General features: G+C 65.8%; 12 protein-coding genes. 6 read left to right on the top strand and 6 right to left on the bottom strand.

Annotated elements, in window-relative coordinates:
• Positions 1–32: 32 nt before the first annotated feature.
• From QFZ94_RS05465 to QFZ94_RS05450, 4 genes are all read right to left on the bottom strand, one after another.
• Positions 33–716: a Fe2+-dependent dioxygenase gene (locus QFZ94_RS05465; protein ID WP_429455831.1), complete on the bottom strand. Its 684-nt coding sequence runs from the start codon at positions 714–716 to the stop codon at positions 33–35.
• Positions 713–1,543, bottom strand: coding sequence for a tetratricopeptide repeat protein (locus tag QFZ94_RS05460; RefSeq protein ID WP_429455830.1), 831 nt, complete (start codon positions 1,541–1,543; stop codon positions 713–715). The genes QFZ94_RS05465 and QFZ94_RS05460 overlap by 4 nt, the downstream gene beginning before the upstream one ends.
• Complete coding sequence (locus QFZ94_RS05455; RefSeq protein WP_429455829.1) at positions 1,543–3,789, bottom strand: TonB-dependent receptor; 2,247 nt, start codon at positions 3,787–3,789, stop codon at positions 1,543–1,545. The genes QFZ94_RS05460 and QFZ94_RS05455 overlap by 1 nt, the downstream gene beginning before the upstream one ends.
• A 432-nt stretch (positions 3,790–4,221) precedes the next feature.
• On the bottom strand, positions 4,222–5,454 hold the full coding sequence (locus QFZ94_RS05450) for an NAD(P)/FAD-dependent oxidoreductase (RefSeq protein ID WP_410851352.1): 1,233 nt from the start codon (positions 5,452–5,454) through the stop codon (positions 4,222–4,224).
• Between the two features lie 252 nt (positions 5,455–5,706).
• Between QFZ94_RS05450 and QFZ94_RS05445 the strand changes: the two genes are divergently transcribed.
• From QFZ94_RS05445 to QFZ94_RS05430, 4 genes are read left to right on the top strand one after another with little or no spacing between them, the layout of a single operon-like run.
• The gene (locus QFZ94_RS05445; protein WP_429455828.1) at positions 5,707–6,471 is read left to right on the top strand and encodes a DUF3348 domain-containing protein; all 765 of its coding nucleotides are present in this window, start codon (positions 5,707–5,709) and stop codon (positions 6,469–6,471) included.
• 10 nt (positions 6,472–6,481) lie between these two features.
• Positions 6,482–9,100 (top strand): DUF802 domain-containing protein, encoded by a 2,619-nt coding sequence (locus QFZ94_RS05440; RefSeq protein ID WP_429455827.1) that lies wholly within the window; start codon positions 6,482–6,484, stop codon positions 9,098–9,100.
• Positions 9,097–9,750, top strand: coding sequence for an OmpA family protein (locus QFZ94_RS05435; protein ID WP_368582300.1), 654 nt, complete (start codon positions 9,097–9,099; stop codon positions 9,748–9,750). The genes QFZ94_RS05440 and QFZ94_RS05435 overlap by 4 nt, the downstream gene beginning before the upstream one ends.
• On the top strand, positions 9,743–10,375 hold the full coding sequence (locus QFZ94_RS05430; protein ID WP_429455826.1) for a DUF2894 domain-containing protein: 633 nt from the start codon (positions 9,743–9,745) through the stop codon (positions 10,373–10,375). The genes QFZ94_RS05435 and QFZ94_RS05430 overlap by 8 nt, the downstream gene beginning before the upstream one ends.
• A gap of 58 nt (positions 10,376–10,433) precedes the next feature.
• On the opposite strand, the gene QFZ94_RS05425 is transcribed toward QFZ94_RS05430, so the two are convergent.
• Complete coding sequence (locus QFZ94_RS05425; RefSeq protein ID WP_368582302.1) at positions 10,434–11,186, bottom strand: TerC family protein; 753 nt, start codon at positions 11,184–11,186, stop codon at positions 10,434–10,436.
• 120 nt (positions 11,187–11,306) lie between these two features.
• Here QFZ94_RS05425 and QFZ94_RS05420 point away from each other — a divergent pair, with 120 nt between their 5' ends.
• Positions 11,307–12,188: a LysR family transcriptional regulator gene (locus QFZ94_RS05420; RefSeq protein ID WP_429455825.1), complete on the top strand. Its 882-nt coding sequence runs from the start codon at positions 11,307–11,309 to the stop codon at positions 12,186–12,188.
• 51 nt (positions 12,189–12,239) lie between these two features.
• Here the strand turns inward: QFZ94_RS05420 and QFZ94_RS05415 are convergent, their stop codons facing one another.
• Entirely contained in the window at positions 12,240–13,400 is a 1,161-nt protein-coding gene (locus QFZ94_RS05415; protein ID WP_429455824.1) for a porin, read from the bottom strand.
• 408 nt (positions 13,401–13,808) lie between these two features.
• Here QFZ94_RS05415 and QFZ94_RS05410 point away from each other — a divergent pair, with 408 nt between their 5' ends.
• The gene (locus QFZ94_RS05410) at positions 13,809–14,483 is read left to right on the top strand and encodes an HAD family hydrolase (RefSeq protein WP_429455823.1); all 675 of its coding nucleotides are present in this window, start codon (positions 13,809–13,811) and stop codon (positions 14,481–14,483) included.
• The last annotated feature ends 5 nt before the right edge of the window (positions 14,484–14,488 follow it).

The following is a 14,488-nucleotide window of genomic DNA, read 5'->3' as shown; positions in this document are numbered from 1 at the left end:
TATTGCATCGAAGGTTCGTGGCTGGGCGCGGATCAGGCGTCGGCCCAGCGACGCAGCAGATTGTGATAGATGCCGGTGAGGCTCACGACGGTCGCGTCGTTCGAGCCTCGTTCGGCCGCGAGCGTCCGCACATCGTTGTCGAGTTGGAACAGCGTCGCGCGCTGGCCGTCGTCGCGGACCATGCTCTGGATCCAGAAGAACGACGCGACGCGCACGCCGCGCGTGACCGGGCTCACGTGATGCAGGCTCGACGCGGGGTAGAGCACCATGTCGCCGGCCGGCAGTTTCGCGCGATGCACGCCGTAGGTGTCCTCGATGCAAAGCTCGCCGCCGTCGTAGGTGTCGGGCTCGGCGAGGAACAGCGTCGCCGACAGGTCGCTGCGGATGCGGAAGTCCGTGCCGCGCAGCTGGCGGATCGCATTGTCGACGTGCGTGCCGAAACCGTCGCCGCCGGTATAGCGATTGAAAAGCGGCGGGAAGACTTTCAGCGGTAATGCGGCGGAAAAGAAGCGCGCGTTGCGGCCGAGCGCGTCCTGAATCGCATCGCCGATCGCGCGCGCGGCGGGCGAGCCTTCGGGCAGCTGCTGGTTGCGCTTGGCTTGCGCCGATTGCTGGCCGGAGGTTGCATTGCCGTCGATCCATTGCGCCGCGTCCAGCATTTCGCGGCATTGCGCGATCTGCTGTTTGCTGAGTACGGCGGGTAAATGCAGCATCATGTGCGCGGCTCCTGCGCCAGATTTGGCGTGGCGCTGATTTGCGTGTTCATGTTGGGGCTTGCATTCGCATTCGTATTGGCGTTTGCGCCAAGGCTGCGTTCGAGTGCGCGAAACGCGCTTACGGAAGAAGCGGCCAGCCATGTGCGCATCTTCGCGACGAACGCGCCGGTCGCGGTGTGCGGCACACGTTGCAACCATTGCAATGCTTCGGCGATTTCGCCACGCTCGGCGAGCAGCCGCGCGTAATTGAACTGCCCGCGAAAATCGCCACCGTCTGCCGCGCGTCGATAGTAGTCAAGCGCGATATCCGCATCGGCATCGACGGTCCAGCCATCCTCGTAAAAGCTGCCGACGAAGTTCAGCGACTTCGCGTGCCCGAGTTCAGCCGCACGCAAGAACCACTGCAATGCCTGCGCGCGATCGCATTCGATGCCATGACCGAGCGCCAACGCCGACGCGTAGTTGTACATGCCCCAATCGAGCCCGGCTTGCGCCGCGAGCCGATACCAGTACACGGCGACCGGCGCGCACGCGGCCGTACCCCAGCCATGTTCGTAGCAGCGGCCAAGCATGTTCATCGCCATCGGATGATCGCGCCGCGCCGCGTGCCGGAACCAGACGAACGCTTCGTCGACGTCGCGCTCGACGCCGTGACCGTCGAGCAGGTACTGCCCGTACACCGCCTGCGCCTCGACGATGCCGTTGCGCGCGGCCGCCGCGACCCACGCGGCGGCACGCTCGGGTGGCCCCGCGAGGATCGCGGCGAATTCATCGCGCGACACGCTCGCGAGCGCCCGCACCGACACCTCGTTCGTCGCGCGCGGCATCAGTAGTGCGCGTTGAGCGTCAGGAACGCGGAGCGTCCCGGCGCGATCGACGCGTAGTGCGACGCGTACGCCTGGTCGTAATACGTGCGGTTGAAAATGTTCTGCACGTTCAGCTGCAGATCGACGTGCTTGTTCACGCGATACGAGGCCATGCCGTCGAAGCGCCAGTACGACGGCACCGCCCGCAGATTCGCGGTATCGCCATACACCTGCGACATATAGAACGCGCCGCCGCCGATCGTGAACTTCGGCAGCACGTCGTAGTTGGTCCACAGGCTGATGCTGTTCTTCGGCGTGTTCGGGAACTGATGGCCGTTATCCGACGTGGTCTTGCCGTTGTTGCGCAACTCGCTCTTAAGATACGTGTAGCCGCCGAACACCTGCCACTTGTTGGTCAACTGACCCGCCACGCCGAACTCGAACCCCTGCACGCGCTTGTTGCCGGCCATCGCGTAGGTGTTGTCCGGCAGCGTGACGCGCGCATTGGTCGTGTCGATCTGGAACAGCGCGCCGGTCAGCGACAGCTTGTTGTCGAGCACGTTCCACTTGCTGCCTACTTCGACGCTGCGGTTCTTTTCCGGCGACAACAGCGCCGCGTTCGGACCAACGCCGCGGGATGGAATCAGCGACTGCGTTTCGCTGCCCTGGCCGAGCAGTGCGCCAGCCGGCGTCGACGACGTGGAGATCGACGCATAGATGCTGCCGTTCGATGCCGGCTTGAACACGAGGCCGAACTGGTAGTTGAACGGCGTGTCGTCGCGCGACACACGCGCCGCGCCGTTGGCGACGGTAGTGCGCAGATCGGTCGAGTAATCCTCGACGCGCAGGCCGACGTTGGCCTGCCAGCGCTTCGTCAATTCGATCGTATCGAACGCGTAGATCGATTTGGTGGTCGTGCGCTGCTGGCTCGGGTCGTTGGTTTGCCTGATCGATCCGGCCCACGGATCGTTCGGATTCGGCGTCCAGAGACTCGTGCAGTTATAGCCCGACGCCGCGCCAATACCATTGGTTGCGCAGATCGCGCCGGTCGCGGCCGCCACCGTGTACGAATCGTTGACGCTGGTTTCGCGCGACAACTCGATGCCGGTCGTGAAGCTGTGCTTAAGGAAGCCCGTCTTGAACTCGCCGAACAGTTCGGTCTGGTTCGCGAGGCTGTACACGTTGCTCGCGCGCGTGTTCGCGCGGCGCCACACCTTGCCGTTGACCACGTTGCCCTGGCTGTCGTCGGGCTGGGTCCAGATGTAGTCCTGGGTCGACTTCGTGTATCGCGTCGTATTGCGGATCGTCAGGTCGCCGTTGATGTCGTGTTCGATACGCACGGTGCCGATATCCGAACTCGTCTTGCGGAAATCGCGGTCGATCAGGCCGTAAAAGTTGTGACGGTCCACCGGCGCCGGGAAGATCGTGCTGACGTTCGCCGGCTTGTTGGTCGTTGTGTAGAAGTACGGAATGCCGCTGTCGGGCAGATCGTCGGTGCTCAGGTGGTAGTAGCTCGCCGTCACGCGGGTCGGCGTGCCGAGACCGTACGTGAACGACGGCGCGATGCCCCAGCGCTCGTTGTTGACCGCGTCGCGGCCGGCCACGTCGTTGTTGTGGCTCATCACGTTCAGGCGGAACGCCGCGTGGTCGGCCATCTGCCAGTTGCCGTCGGCGGTAAAGCGGCGATAGCGGTCGGTGCCGAGGCCGACGCTGCCGTCGGCGGTCGTGCCCAGATGCGGCGTCTTCGTGATCAGGTTGATGCTGCCGCCCGCGCCGCCGCGTCCGCCGAACGTGCCGTCCGAACCCTTCGTCACTTCGATGCTTTCGATGTTGAACACTTCGCGTGTGGTCGCGCCGATATCGCGCATGCCGTCGACGAACGTGCTGCCCTGCGCGTCGTAGCCGCGAATGAACGGCCGGTCGCCGAGCGGGTTGCCGCCTTCGCCGGCGCCGAAGGTGATGCCGGGCACGGTGCGCAGCGCTTCGGTCAGCGTCGACGCGCCGGTGCTGCGAATCAGCTCCTCGGGAATCACCGTGACCGATTTCGGCGTATCGACGAGCGGTGCAGTGAATTTGACCGATGCGGAGTGATCGGTCTTGAAGCCATCGTCCGATTGGCCTTGCACGGAAATCGGCGCGAGCTGGCCCTCGCGCTCGGGCGGCGCGCCGGCCGTGGTGCCCTGCGCAAGGGCGGGGCCGGCGGCCAGTACGCCGCATAGTGTCGTGCTGATTTTGCCGAGCTTCGGATCGTCGGACCGCAACTTCATGTTTATCCCCGTCGAGTTCGGGAAGCCAGGGCGGGGTCAGTTTCCTTACCCGGGCATTCCATGTTTATTACAAAGTGATTTCGAGAGGATTGTATTCAATTGCCGCGTAATTGAGAAGCGTTCTCAATAGATATTTTGGCGGGAGCTGGCTGGGGAAGAGTGCGGTGAACGCGAGGTTGAGAGTGAAATCGAGGGAAATTGAGCGATGAAGTCGGGTAGTTGTCGGCTATATCGCGCAAAGCCTGGCTGTGAAAGGATGGCTCCCGGGGCATGGCGAGGAGCGGGTTTTGAGAACCGCTGTCCTTGCCCAGTTGCGGAAGAGGGCAAAAACCGGTCGTTCAAGAGGCCCGTTGCGGGCACTCTTGTCCGTCGTTTCCTTCATGGAAGTAACAAGATCAGGCGCTCGCTCGAGCCGCTCTCTGACCATCCGGGCTAAAACCGCTCGACCCGAAACGGCCGCGGATCGACCAGCGTCTGCTCGCCGGTCATCATCTCGGCGATCAGCCGCCCCGTCACCGGCCCGAGCGTCAGACCATGATGCGCATGGCCGAACGCGAACCACAGCCCCTGATGTTTCGTCGCGGGGCCGATGATCGGCATCATGTCCGGCGTGCACGGGCGCCGTCCCATCCACGGTTCCGGGTCCAGACGTTCGCCGAGCGGAAACAGCGTTCGCGCGATGGGCTCGGCCGCATCGAGCTGCACTGGCGTCTTGGCCGCTTCGGGACGCGCGATTTCGACGCCCGTGGTCAATCGGATGCCGCGCGCCATCGGTGCGAGCACATAGCCGTGGTCGACGTCGAGAATAGGATGGTTGAGGTGTGCGGTCCGACGCGCTGCATAGTGCATGTGATAGCCACGCTTGACCGCGAGCGGCAGCCGATACCCGAGCCGCGTGCTCGCGCGATCCGACCACGGCCCGAGTGCGATCACCGCCGACGCGGCCGAGATCGGCCCGTCCCGCGTATCGACCTGCCAGCCTTCGCGAAGCGTATCCGCATCGCCGATGAAGAACCGTCCGCCGAGCGCTTCGAAGTACCGCGCGTACGCGGTGACGAGCGCATTCGGATCGCTGACCGAATCGGATTGCGGATAGCGCAGCCCGCCTTGCAGGCGCTTGTCGAGATCGGGTTCGAGCTGTTGCAGGCGCGGGGCGTCGAGCGTTTCGAACTCGACGCCGTATTCGCGATGCCACCGTTCGGCAAGCGTGATTTCGGCATCGCGCGCGGCGGTGTTGCGAAACACCTTGATCCAGCCGATGGGCCGCAGCAGCGCGCTCGCACCGGCGTCAGCGGCGAGCGCGCGATGTTCGCTGACGCAATGTTCGATCAATGTCGCGTACGACTTCGCGATTTCCGCGTGCGTCGCCGGATGTGAGTTGCGCCAGTAGCGCCATAGGAACGGTGCAACCTGGAGCATCGCGTCGGCGTGATAGCGCACGTCGGGCGACTGGTTGCGCGCGTAGCGCAGCAGCGTGCCGAGCCCGCGCGGAAACGCGTACGGATAGACGCCTTCGCGCTGGATCAGGCCGGCGTTGCCGAACGACGTCTCGTTGCCCGGCTGCTTACGATCGATCAGTGCAACCGCGCGCCCGCGCTTCTGCAGATGCACGGCGACGCATACCCCGACAATGCCGGCGCCGAGCACCACGGTATCGAATTTCATGCTCCCTGTCCGCCTTGCGTGTGTTCTGTGTGTTGTCGACGCTCCGCAGTGTTCGGTGCGAGGCGAGGCGCCAGCTTTCATCTTATACAGGGATAGGCTTGCTTCGCTATTGGCAAAAAACCGCGCTCGGGAAAATGCGCGAATGCCAGGTTCGATCGGGCAAAACCGTGTCTTTCGACGCACGATCGAGCGAGCGACTTCGGACTCGTTGGCCTCAGCGTGTAAACTGCTGACTTTTTTGCGTCCGGTGGTATGTTGCAAGCCCCTCAGCGCAGCGCCCTCAGCGGGCCCGCGCTCGTTCGCTTATTGGCCCGTCTCGCCGAGGCCGATGTCGCCGAATCGCGCCAATCGCTGGCGGATCGGCTGAGCCAGTGGCTCGGCTGGACCGACGCTATCGCGTTGTCATCGGCGCTCGACGGCAAGCCGCCCGCCGTCGCTGGTGGCGCGCGCGCGTTCGGCCGCGCGGAAGAGGAAGAGTGCACGCGTGTGCGCCGCTCGCTGGTGAGCGCAATCGCCAGCGATAGCGTGCTCGCGGGCTCCCGGCGGCGTAGCTCGCCACCTTTGTCCGCCCGGATGTCGGCGCCGCGCGTGGCCGTCGACACGCAGGCCGACTACGCGGTGTTCCGGCAGCGCTACCTCGCGCTTCAGCAGTCGATGGAAACGGCGATCGGCACGTTACGCGGCCGGCTGCGCGCGCTGCTGGCGACGCAAGCGCCGGCGCTCGCGCGGCTCGCGGTCGTCGATGCGGTGATGGAGCGTGCGCTCGGCGAGCGCGAGCGGACCTTGCTCGGCGCGGTGCCCGGCCTGCTCGGCGGGCACTTCGAGCGCTTGAAAGAGGGGGAGGCCCGGAGGGTCGCGGAAGCGGAAGCGACCGACGCCAGCAACGCTGCCGCGCCGCTGGCGTCCGACGCATGGCTCGACGCCTTCCGCAAGGACATGCAAAGCGTTTTGCTGGCCGAGCTGGATGTTCGTTTTCAACCGGTCGAAGGGCTGCTCGCGGCTCTTCGCGCCTGCTAACTGGGACCCCATGTCCAGATATCGTATCGATCTCGTCGTATTTCTCGCGGGGCTCGCCGCGGCGTGCTGGATCGCCGTTGGTTACGCCGTCTCCAATCCGCTCGCGTTCGCCGTCACGCTGCTGATCGGCGGGTTCTATGTGCTGGGCGCGCTTGAATTGCGCCGCTATAGTCAGGCGACTACCACGCTGACGGGCGCGCTCTCCGCGCTGTCCGGACCACCGCCGAGCCTTGGCGCGTTTCTCGAACCCATCCATCCGAGTCTGCGCAATAGCGTGCGGCTGCGCGTCGAAGGCGAGCGCGTCGCGTTGCCGGGACCCGCGTTGACGCCGTATCTGGTCGGCCTGCTGGTGTTGCTCGGCATGCTCGGCACGTTGCTCGGCATGGTGATGACGCTGCGCGGCACCGGCCTCGCGCTGGAGAGCGCAAGCGACCTGCAGGCGATCCGCGCATCGCTGGCCGCGCCGGTCAAGGGGCTGAGCTTCGCGTTCGGCACGTCGATCGCGGGTGTCGCGACGTCGGCGATGCTCGGGCTGTTGTCGGCGCTGTGTCGCCGCGAGCGGCTCGAAGCGGCGCAACAGCTCGACGTGAAGATCGCGACGACTTTGCGCGTGTACTCGCAGAGCCATCAGCGCGACGAAAGCTTCCGGCTGCTGCAACGCCAGGCCGAAGCGACGCCGCTGCTGGTCGAACGTCTGCAGACGATGATGAGCGCGCTCGAACAACAGAGCGCCGCGTCGAACGAGCGGCAGATCGCGAGCCTCGACGCGTTTTACGGCCGCACCGAAGCTGCTTATCTGCGTCTCGCCGGTGTGATCGAACAGTCGCTGAAAGACAGCGTGGCCGGCAGCGCGCAGGCCGCGGGCAGAGCCCTGCAGCCGGTCGTCGAAGCGACGATGGCCGGCCTGTCGCGCGAGACCGCCGCGTTGCACGAAGCGGTGACCCAGGCCGTGCAGCGTCAGCTCGACGGCATGTCGAGCGGCTTCGCGGCGACCAGCGCGAACGTCGCCGAGATTTGCAGCAGCGCGCTCGCCGGACATCGGCAGGCGAGCGACGAGTTGGCCGCGCAACAGCGCGCTTCTGTCGAACGCGTTGCCGAAGCGTTCGAACAGCGCTCGGCCGCGTTGCTCGACGGCGTGTCCGCGCGGCTCGAAGCGACGGCCAGCGGCATGTCGCAGGCGTGGGGCGACGCGTTGGCAAAGCAGCAAAGCGCGGGCGACAAGCTCGCCGCCAACAACGAACAGGCGTTGGCGCGCGTCGCCGCGACGTTCGAACAGCATGCCGCGGCGTTGCTGAGTGCTGTCGGTAGCGCGCATGCGACCTTGCAGACGGAACTGACCGCGCGCGACGAGCAGCGTTTGGGCGCATGGGCGGAGGCGCTCGACGCGATGGGCGCGAAGCTTGGCGAGCAATGGCAGCAGACGGGTGCGCAAGCCGCCAGCCATCAGCAGCAAATCTGCGACGCGCTTGCACAGACGGCGCGCGAAATTTCTGCGCAGACACAATCGCATGCCAGCGCGACGATCGCCGAAATCGATCGACTGGTGCAAGCAGCGGCCGAAGCACCGAAGGCGGCAGCAAACCTGCAAGCCGGACTCGCCGCGCGCGACGAACAGCGCTTCACCGCATGGACCGAAGCGCTCGGTGCGATGACTGCAAAGCTCAGCGAACAATGGCAGCAGACGGGTGCGCAAGCCGCAAGCAATCAACAGCAGATCTGCGACGCGCTTGCACAGACGGCACGGGAAATTTCTGCGCAAGCGCAAACGCATGCCAGCGCGACGATCGCCGAAATCGATCGACTGGTGCAAGCAGCGGCTGAAGTACCGAAGGCGGCAGCAAACCTGCAAGCCGAACTCGCCGCGCGCGACGAACAGCGCTTCGCCGCGTGGACCGAAGCGCTCGGTGCGATGACCGCAAAGCTCAGCGAACAATGGCAGCAAACGGGTTCGCAAACGGCGACCCGTCAGCAGCAGATCTGCGACGCGCTCGCGCAAACCGCACGCGATATCTCCGCGCAGACACAATCGCATGCCAGCGCGACGATCGCCGAGATCGAGCGCCTCGTGCAGGCGGCATCGGAAGCGCCGAAGGCCGCCGCCGAAGTCGTCGCGGAGCTGCGCCAGAAGCTCTCCGACAGCATGGTCCGCGACACCGCGATGCTGGAAGAGCGCAGCCGTCTGCTCGCCACGCTGGAAACGCTGCTCGACGCGGTCAATCACGCGTCGACCGAGCAGCGCACCGCCGTCGATGCCTTGGTCTCCACGTCGGCGGATCTGCTCGAACGCGTCGGCAATCGCTTCACCGAGCACCTCGAACACGAGACCGGCAAGCTCGGCACGGTCGCCGCGCAGGTCACCGGCAGCGCGGTGGAAGTTGCGAGCCTCGGCGAAGCATTCAGCGCGGCCGTCGGCATGTTCGGCGAAGCGAACGACAAGCTCGTCGCGCATCTCGAACGCATCGAAGCGGCGCTCGACAAATCGCTTGCCCGTAGCGACGAACAGCTCGCCTACTACGTCGCGCAGGCGCGTGACGTGGTCGACCTCAGCGTAATGTCGCAGAAGCAGATCGTCGAAGACCTGCAGTTGCTGGCCGCGCAGCGCGCGACCGCCGGAGCCGACGCGGTATGAGCGAGGACATCGACGGCGGCGTGGAAACGGCCGCGCCGGTCTGGGCCTCGTTCGGCGATCTGATGTCGGTGCTGGTCGGCGCGTTCGTGCTGATTCTGGTGAGCGTGATCGGCATGCAGCTCGTGCTATCGAACAAGCTCGAGCAGGAGGTCAAGCAGCGCCAGGCCGAAACCCAGCGCCGCAAGACGCTCGAGCAGGCGCTCGCGGGACCGCTCGCGGCGGGGCGCGTGACGCTCGTCAATGGCCGCATCGGCATTAGCGGCAATGTGCTGTTCGCGCTGAACTCCGCGCAGCTGCAGCCCGAGGGCCGCGCGCTGCTGAAGAGCCTCGCCGGTCCGCTGTCCGCGTATCTGCGCGCGAGCGATCAGATCCTCATGGTCAGCGGCTTCACCGACGATCAACGCCTGCGCGAAGGCAATCGACGCTTCGCCGATAACTGGGAGCTGTCGGCGCAGCGCGCGTTGACGGTCACGCGCGCGCTGATCGACGAGGGCTTGCCGGCGTCGTCGGTGTTTGCGGCGGCGTTCGGCTCCGAGCAGCCGGTCAGTTCGAATGCCGACGAATCCGGCCGCGCGAAAAACCGCCGCGTCGAAATCGCGCCGGTGCCGCGGCCGTCGAGCGCGGCGGCAGCGGAGAAGTCCGGTGCTTGACGACGCAATCGACGCGGCTCGCGCGACGCTCGATGCATGGCGCGCGAGCGGTGCGGATCGGCTCGATCCGCTGCGCTTTCATCTGCTCGAAGCGCTTGCGCGGCGCGCGGCGCGGCACAGCGGCGAGACGCGACGGGTGATCGAGCAACGGTTGGCGGCATTACTGGCCGAATATACGGCCGAGGTCGAGCGTGCAGCCGCGGCCGAGAGCGCGTTGAAAGCCACTCCCATTGAAGCCGACACGCCCAGCGACGCCACGCTCACGGCGCTGATCGAACAGCTCGCCCGCCACCACGCGCGGGCCGACGCTCCGCACGCCGCCGCCTATCCCGAACTCCCCGTGCTCGACTACTTCCGCGAAGTCTGGTCGAAAGTCCGCACCGAAAAGCAGCTGCGTCAGTCGCTCGCGCAGGTGCCCGGCAACGCGGGGCCGCTCAATTCGAGCAGCCTCGTGCATCGCGCGCTGTCGTTGATGCGCGAGCTGTCGCCGGGGTATCTGAAGCAGTTTCTGTCGTATGTCGATACGCTGTCGTTGCTCGAGCAGATGAGCGGCGCCGCGCCGGTCGAGAAGGAAGCGCCGCGCGCCGCGACGACCGGCAAGGGCGCTCGCAGGAAGGCGCGCTGACGCGTCAACGGCGGCTGGAAGCTGCTTGCGCCAAGCCGCCGGGCATTTCATCACGGCATTACTCCTCGTTGCTTGCCAGCCGTTTCGTCTTCGCGCGCCGCGCGAGCATGTTCATCCCCTCCACGAACGCGGAGAACGCCATCGCCGCGTAGATATAGGCCTTCGGCACGTGCGAGCCGAAACCATCGGCGATCAGCGTCATGCCGATCACGAGCAGGAAGCTCAGCGCCAGCATCACGATGGTCGGATTGCGATTGATGAAACGCGCGAGCGGCTGCGCCGCGAACAGCATCACCATGATCGATACGATCACCGCGACGAACATGATCGGCAGGTGCTCGGTCATGCCGACCGCGGTGATGATGCTGTCGACCGAAAACACGATGTCGAGCAGGATGATCTGACCGATCGCGGCGGCCATCGTCAGCTGCACGGCCGAGCTGGATTTCGCGGTGACCTCGTCATCGGGAATCATGTGCTGACGGATTTCGGTGGTCGCTTTCCACACGAGGAACAGGCCGCCAGCGACGAGGATCAGATCGCGCCACGAAAAACCATGATCGAACAGCGTGAACGCGACCGCGGTCAGCTTCGCGATCCACGCGACGGTGCTGAGCAGAATCAGCCGCATCACCAGCGCGAGCAGCAGCCCGGTGCGCTGCGCGCGTGCGCGTTGCGCTTCCGGCAAGCGGTTGCTGAGGATCGAAATAAAGATCAGGTTATCGATGCCGAGTACGATTTCCATCACGATCAGCGTGACCAGCGCGGCCCAGGCGGCGGGATCGGCAACGAGTGCGAACAGGGAGTCCATGATGTGGGGCAAGGGAGTGCGCCGCGAGCGGCGGAACCGCCATCATCGGCCTGTTCTCGGTTCGAATGAACCAGTGATAACCTGAACGACATTTCGTTTTTTTCGAAGTATCGGATCCGCATGCTCAACTATCGTCACCTGTACTACTTCTGGATCGTCGTGAAGGAAGGCGGCTTCGCGCGCGCGGCCGCCAGACTCGACATGGCCGTGCAGACGATCAGCGCGCAGGTTCGCGAGCTCGAGAAAGCGCTCGGACGCCAGCTGTTGAAGCCGGCCGGGCGTGGCGTCGCGATGACCGAGGCCGGCGAGCAGGCGTTCAATCGCGCGGAGCAGATCTTTCAACTGGGCGAGGCGTTGCTCGACGAGATGCGCGAGACGAGCGGCGCGGACTCGGTGCGGCTCGCGGTCGGTTTGTCGGATGGGATTTCGAAGCTCTCCGCGCATGCGTTGCTTGCGCCGGTGCTGGCCACGCCATCGCTAAGGCTGCTGTGTCACGAGGGAGAGCCCGCACAACTGTTGTCGGAGCTCGCGCTGCATCGGCTCGACCTGGTGCTCGCCTGTCAGCCGGCGCCGCACGGCGCGGACCTGCGCGTGCTGAGCCAGCGCGTCGCGGGCTCGCCGGTCGACTGGTACGGGCCCGCGCAGATCGTGCGCAAGTCGGCGCGCGCCGGCTTTCCGCACTGTCTCGCGGACCTGCCCGTGCTGTTGCCTACCCGCCACGGCGCACTGCGCGCGCGGCTCGACCGCTGGTTCGAGGCGCAGGGAATCAGGCCGCGCGTCGTCGGCGAATTCGAGGACAGCGCGTTGATGGCGGTGTTCGCGGCGCGCGGGCTCGGCGTGTTTCCGCTGGCGGAGCTCGGCGCCGACGATCTCACGTTGTTGCGGGGCTTGCGCTGGCTCGGCCCCGCGGACGGCGTGATCGAGGAGATTCACGCGATCCGCTCGCGACGCGGCCAGCATCATGCGATCGCGTCGCAGGTGATCGCGGCGGCGCAGTCGTGAGGGCGTCGCACTATCGCCACGCGCCACGCCCGCGCCCGCGCCGCGCAAGCATCAAAACGCGTGGCGCATGCCCACCGTGACCGCGACCTGCGAATTCGTCGACGACGGCGACAGCGTGTTGATCATCGCGTGCGACAACACCGAATCGGCCGGTGCGCCGTGGGCGTTCTGGTACACGCCTTCGAGGTAGAAGTCGGTGCGCTTGCTGAGCGCGTAATCGGTCTGCAGCATCGCGGTGCTCCACGCCGGCGACGAGCCGTTATACGCGCCATGCGTGTAGGTGTACGCGCCCGATACGCTCCAGGCGGGGCTTAGCGCGTACTTCGCATTGACCTCGTAGTTGTCGAGGCGCAGCGAGCCGCCGAGCGTGCCGGTGGCGTCGCCGGCCGCGCCGAGATAGCTGCCGGTGCCGAACGAGAACACGCCCGCGACGTCGTCGATCTGCGTATGGCTCCAGACGAGGCCGACGCTCGCCGGTCCGAACGTGTAGTTGCCGCCGAGCGACCACACGCGCTGGCGCGTGGCGATGAAGTTCGCGCTGGTGTCGGCGGTGGTCACGGCGCCGGCGCCGTTGCCTGCGTGGTTGAACTGCAGGTAGCCGGCCGCCAGGTTCAACGGGCCCCGCGCGTACGAAAGGCCGAAGCCGTAGGAGCGGTTGTTCGCGAAGCCGCCGGCCTTGTTGCTGAACGAGTACATCGTCCCGAACGTGAGACCGTGGTACAGCGCGCTCGCGTACTTGACCGAGTTGTTGATCACGACCGAGTTCGCGGCGAGATTGTCGTTTTCGAACGGATGCCCGGCGAGGCTGCCGCCCCACGTGTTATAGCCAGCCGTCAGCGGGCCGACGGCGTCGTTCATCACGTCGAACTGGCGGCCGAACGTCAGCGTGCCGTACGAATCGCTTTGCAGGCCGAGCCATGCCTGCGAGCCGAACCCGCTGCCGGCGAACGCCTGAGCGCCGTTGTTCATCATGAAGCCCTGCTCGAGCTTGAAAACCGCGTGCAGACCCGCGCCGAGGTCTTCCGAACCCTTCAGGCCGAATACCGTGTTCTGCGTGGTGCCGCTCGCCAGCTGCCAGTTGCTGTGGCCGAGCTGATTGTTCGTATAGACGATGCCGGCATCCATCAGGCCGTACAGTGTCACGCTGCTTTGGGCGTGCGCCGATATCGTGAAGGCGCCGCACAGCGCGGCGGCGACCAGGGTTTTTTTCATCGCGGGTTCCTTGATTGACTAACGTGTTTTCGGACTAATTGGGCTCGTTGCGCAGTGAGCCGATGGCTGGACAACCGGTTATCGGGTGATTTAGCGAATCAGCCACAAGCACGCGGCGTGCTCGGGCCTGACGCGGGGCGCGGAAATCGCGCTCGGGTCGTCCAGCGGGGAAATAAAGCGGGATTTTTCGAAAAACGGTAGACGGTGCAAACAACGAGGCGGCGAAGCTTACCGTGTTCGGGTGTGCGCCGGGAGAGGGCGCGGCGAAATCGGGGCAAATACGCACGAATCTGTGGTAATTCGCGCAATTCTTTTAGATACCCGAACCTGCGGAAAGGCGGCGGCCCGCCCTGGCCGCTTCATCGACACATGGCATAGTGACTGAACCCATCATCACCGGAGGCCGGCATGCGTATCCAGACATCCTTTCTTTTCGACCTCGACGGCACGCTCGTCGACAGCGTCTATCAGCACGTGCTGGCGTGGAAAGAGGCGCTCGACAGCGAGGGTATCCCGCTGTCCGTCTGGCGTATCCATCGCAAGATCGGCATGAGCGGTGGGCTGTTCACGGACCAGTTGCTGCGTGAGACCCACGGCGAAATCAGCGTCGAACGCGCCGAGCGGCTGCGCCACGGGCATGCGGCCGCCTATCAGCGGATGCGCGCGCAGGTCTGCCCGCTGCCGGGCGCCCGCGAACTGCTCGCCGCGCTGACGCAAGCCGGCACGCCGTGGGCCGTCGCGACGAGCGGGCGGATGGAAACCGCGTCGCTGAATCTGGCGGCGCTCGGCGTCGATCCCGCCAAGGCGGTCGTCGTCACGCGCGACGACGTCAAATACGCGAAGCCCGATCCCGACCTGTTCCTCGCCGCGGCCGAGCGGCTCGGCGTGCCGATCGAGCACACGGTCGTGGTGGGCGACAGCATCTGGGACATGCTCGCCGCGCGCCGCTGCCGCTCGCTCGGCGTCGGCGTGCTGTCGGGCGGCTATGGCACCGAGGAACTCGAGCGCGCGGGAGCGTTGCGCGTCTACGACGATCCGGCCGATCTACTCGCGCATCTCGATGAGGTGGCGTCGCGGCCGTGAGCCCG

This window comes from Paraburkholderia sp. JPY465, assembly GCF_050436725.1.
Lineage (GTDB): Bacteria > Pseudomonadota > Gammaproteobacteria > Burkholderiales > Burkholderiaceae > Paraburkholderia > Paraburkholderia youngii.
The sequence above is the reverse complement of the archived record's forward strand: the minus strand, read 5'-3'. Positions and strand labels throughout refer to the sequence as shown.

Excerpts from the sequence above, each read along its gene's own strand:
- QFZ94_RS05460 (WP_429455830.1), bottom strand. The coding sequence starts at position 1,543 with ATGCCGCGCGCGACGAACGAGGTGTCGGTGCGGGCGCTCGCGAGCGTG.
- QFZ94_RS05450 (WP_410851352.1), bottom strand. The coding sequence starts at position 5,454 with ATGAAATTCGATACCGTGGTGCTCGGCGCCGGCATTGTCGGGGTATGC.
- QFZ94_RS05465 (WP_429455831.1), bottom strand. The coding sequence starts at position 716 with ATGATGCTGCATTTACCCGCCGTACTCAGCAAACAGCAGATCGCGCAA.
- QFZ94_RS05410 (WP_429455823.1), top strand. The coding sequence starts at position 13,809 with ATGCGTATCCAGACATCCTTTCTTTTCGACCTCGACGGCACGCTCGTC.
- QFZ94_RS05425 (WP_368582302.1), bottom strand. The coding sequence starts at position 11,186 with ATGGACTCCCTGTTCGCACTCGTTGCCGATCCCGCCGCCTGGGCCGCG.
- QFZ94_RS05440 (WP_429455827.1), top strand. The coding sequence starts at position 6,482 with ATGTCCAGATATCGTATCGATCTCGTCGTATTTCTCGCGGGGCTCGCC.
- QFZ94_RS05415 (WP_429455824.1), bottom strand. The coding sequence starts at position 13,400 with ATGAAAAAAACCCTGGTCGCCGCCGCGCTGTGCGGCGCCTTCACGATA.
- QFZ94_RS05420 (WP_429455825.1), top strand. The coding sequence starts at position 11,307 with ATGCTCAACTATCGTCACCTGTACTACTTCTGGATCGTCGTGAAGGAA.
- QFZ94_RS05455 (WP_429455829.1), bottom strand. The coding sequence starts at position 3,789 with ATGAAGTTGCGGTCCGACGATCCGAAGCTCGGCAAAATCAGCACGACA.
- QFZ94_RS05435 (WP_368582300.1), top strand. The coding sequence starts at position 9,097 with ATGAGCGAGGACATCGACGGCGGCGTGGAAACGGCCGCGCCGGTCTGG.
- QFZ94_RS05445 (WP_429455828.1), top strand. The coding sequence starts at position 5,707 with ATGTTGCAAGCCCCTCAGCGCAGCGCCCTCAGCGGGCCCGCGCTCGTT.